The 3,217-nt window shown below is 57.2% G+C and carries 3 protein-coding genes; all 3 read left to right on the forward strand.

What is annotated here, in order from left to right; all coding sequences use genetic code 11:
* The first annotated feature begins 177 nt into the window (after positions 1-177).
* The 3 genes from AC1DWI_RS17505 (at position 178) to AC1DWI_RS17515 (ending at position 2,976) form a co-directional block, all read left to right on the forward strand.
* Positions 178-951, forward strand: coding sequence for a ferredoxin--NADP reductase (locus AC1DWI_RS17505; protein ID WP_477725311.1), 774 nt, complete (start codon positions 178-180; stop codon positions 949-951).
* A 102-nt stretch (positions 952-1,053) separates the two neighbouring features.
* A complete protein-coding gene (locus AC1DWI_RS17510; protein ID WP_477669072.1) occupies positions 1,054-1,752 on the forward strand; it encodes a TetR family transcriptional regulator in 699 nt (232 codons plus the stop codon).
* A 30-nt stretch (positions 1,753-1,782) separates the two neighbouring features.
* Positions 1,783-2,976, forward strand: coding sequence for an amidohydrolase family protein (locus tag AC1DWI_RS17515; RefSeq protein ID WP_477725312.1), 1,194 nt, complete (start codon positions 1,783-1,785; stop codon positions 2,974-2,976).
* Positions 2,977-3,217 lie beyond the last annotated feature (241 nt).

Raw genomic sequence — 3,217 nt, forward strand, 5'->3', positions numbered from 1 at the left:
GTTGCGTTCACTACATTAATGTGGCACATTGCCTCTGTGGCGGCATCGTTTGGCCAGTACATGCAATACCTATCGAGACCGCGCAATGGAAAWATCGGCTCATAAATCGGCAGATCATGAACCCATGAGACATCAACGCGGCCTCTCTAATTCATAACCGTTACTCCGAATAACACCATGAGCGCTTTCAATGAAGAAACTGTGTTGTCCGTCCATCACTGGACTGATCGCCTGTTTACCTTTACCACCACACGCGACACCTCACTGCGCTTTAGCAACGGCCACTTCACCATGATCGGATTAAGGGTCAACGACAAGCCTTTGCTGCGCGCCTACAGCATCGTGAGCCCCAATCATGAAGAGCATCTTGAATTCCTCAGCATCAAGGTCGCGGAAGGTCCCCTGACGTCACGGCTGCRGCACATCAAGGTCGGCGACAAAATCATCGTTGGGCGCAAGCCAACCGGCACACTGGTAATCGATTACCTGCTGCCAGGTAAACGGCTTTACCTGCTCTCGACCGGCACGGGTCTGGCGCCATTCATGAGCATCATCCGGGACCCGGAGACTTACGAACGGTTTGAACAGATCGTGCTGGTCCATGGCGTGCGGCAGGCAGACGAGCTGGCATATCACGACCTGGTTGTGGATCACTTGCCCCAACATGAATTTCTCGGTGAGCTGATCTCCAGGCAGTTGCTGTACTACCCTACCGTTACGCGGGAGGCTTACCGCAACATGGGCCGCGTCACCGACCTGATCGAAAGCGGGAAAATGTTGGCCGACCTGCAGTTGCCGGCACTGGATCCGGCGCATGACCGTGTGATGATCTGCGGCAGTCCCGCGATGCTCAAGGACCTCAAGCACATGCTGGAAGGCAAGGGCTTCATCGAAGGCAATACATCCAAGCCGGGAGATTTTGTGATCGAACGCGCCTTTGCCGAACAGTAGAGATGGCCCGGCGTTTGCCTTCAACTCATTGCATTGCCGTGGGAAATTGCTCCTCACACCTTCTCGCTTGATCACGCATAAACCGCGACTGGATACCTCTACATGACAGCGAAGACGGCCAAAACCATCAAGCCGCGCACTGCCACAACCAAACGCACGGTCGCCAAGCGGCCCGGCGTACGGGAGCAAGCCGCGCAGACCACGCGCGACAACATTTTGCGCGCAGCCACCCGCGTCTTCGCGCGCTATGGGTATGACGGCGGCAGCGTAGAGAAAATATCCAGGTCGGCCAAGTCATTCGACCGCATGATTTATTACTACTTCGGCAGCAAGGAAGGCTTGTTCATCGAAGTGCTGGAAGACATGTACCGCCGCATGAATGATGCCGAGCTCGAGTTGTCACTGGACATCGACCACCCGGTGGAGTCTCTGACGGACGTGATTTGCTTCGTGGTGTCCTACTACAGCAAAAATCCGGAGTTCATCACGCTGCTCAATACGGAAAACCTGCACCGCGGCAAGCACATCGCCAAATCGCAGCGCGCCCGGGATTACTCGTCTCCCGCCATCGCCATCATCCGGCAACTGCTGGAAAGCGGTGTGCGCAAGAAGATTTTCCGGGCAGACATCTCCGCCCGCAATGTCTATCTGCTGATTGCCGCCACCGGCTACTTCTATATCTCGAACCGCCACACGCTGTCAGCCTTCCTCGGCGAAGACCTGCAAACACCTGAGGCGCTGGCGCAATGGCAGGCCTTCATCATCAGCACCGTGCTGCGCACTGTCATGCTGAATCCTTGAGCTCAACCCGACGCATTTGAAAGACCACCCATGGCAGAAGCGGCATCAAGCGGAAAATCAGGAAAGGTCGTCATCAGGAACATTGKCCTGCTGCTCTCCGGAGACATCGACCAACCTATCCTGGACGCGGACACCATCGTCGTGAACGACGGCCTTATCGTGGCTATCGGAAAGGCCAAGGACTGTGATACAGCGCATGCGCAGACCGTGATTGACGCGCACCAGACTTGCGTGGCACCTGGTTTGATCGATAGCCATGTACATCCGGTTTTCGGCGACTGGACGCCGCGCCAGAACCAGATCGGCTGGATTGACTCCACCATGCACGGCGGTGTCACCACCATGATTTCCGCTGGCGAGGTTCACTTGCCGGGGCGTCCCAAGGACATCGTCGGCCTCAAGGCGCTGGCCATAACCGCGCAACGGGCGTTCGACAACTTCCGCCCAGGCGGCGTCAAGGTACTGGCTGGTGCCCCCATCATCGAAAAAGGCATGACCGAACAGGATTTCAAGGACCTTGCCGACGCCGGTGTAACTTTGCTCGGCGAAGTGGGCCTGGGTTCAGTCAAGGCGGGTTACGAGGCCAAGGAAATGGTGGGCTGGGCGCGAAAGTATGGCATCCAGAGCACCATTCACACCGGCGGCCCTTCCATTCCCGGCTCAGGCCTGATTGACAAGGACGTGGTGCTGGAAGCAGACGCCGATGTCATCGGCCATATCAATGGCGGTCATACGGCACTGTCGGAAGCACATGTTTGCGAACTCTGTGAGAAATCATCACGCGCCATTGAAATTGTCCATAACGGCAATGAAAAAGTCGCCATTGCAGCCGCGCAGGCGGCGCTGCAGCTCAAGTGCCCGCACCGCGTCATCCTGGGTACCGACGGGCCGGCCGGGTCCGGTGTCCAGCCGCTGGGTGTGCTGCGCCTTATCGCCCTCCTTTCCAGTCTGGGCAATATCCCGGCGGAGCTGGTTTTTTGCTTTGCCACGGGCAACACCGCGCGCATTCGTAAACTCAATTGCGGCTTAATAGAAACAGGCCGTGATGCCGATCTGGTCTTCATGGACAAAGCCCAGCACTCAGCGGGGCTCAACCTGCTGGACAGTGTGCAACGCGGGGATATTCCCGGCGTTGGCATGGTGATGATTGACGGCCTGGTTCGCTGCGGCCGCAGCCGTAACACCCCGCCGGCCACGCAGATCCCCAGCATTGTTCCGGCCTGATACGCAGGCGCCTGCAACTTGCCATCGCGTTTTCCCCAGACACGATTGCGTCGAGCTAAACGACGGGCAATCCTCTGACGTCGATCTCAAAGACAGCCGACCGGCTACTTCAACAAATATTCGACCCAAACAAAAAAAGCCGGTTAGCGTTAGCTAACCGGCTATCTGATGGTTTTATTGGTCGGTGTGAAAGGATTCGAACCTTCGACCCCTTGCACCCCATGCAAGTGCGCTACCAGGC

Source organism: Polaromonas sp. P3_C2 (assembly GCF_056402675.1).

Bases quoted from the DNA above. Each gene is read 5' to 3' on its own strand.
- AC1DWI_RS17510 (WP_477669072.1), top strand. From the start codon at position 1,054: ATGACAGCGAAGACGGCCAAAACCATCAAGCCGCGCACTGCCACAACC.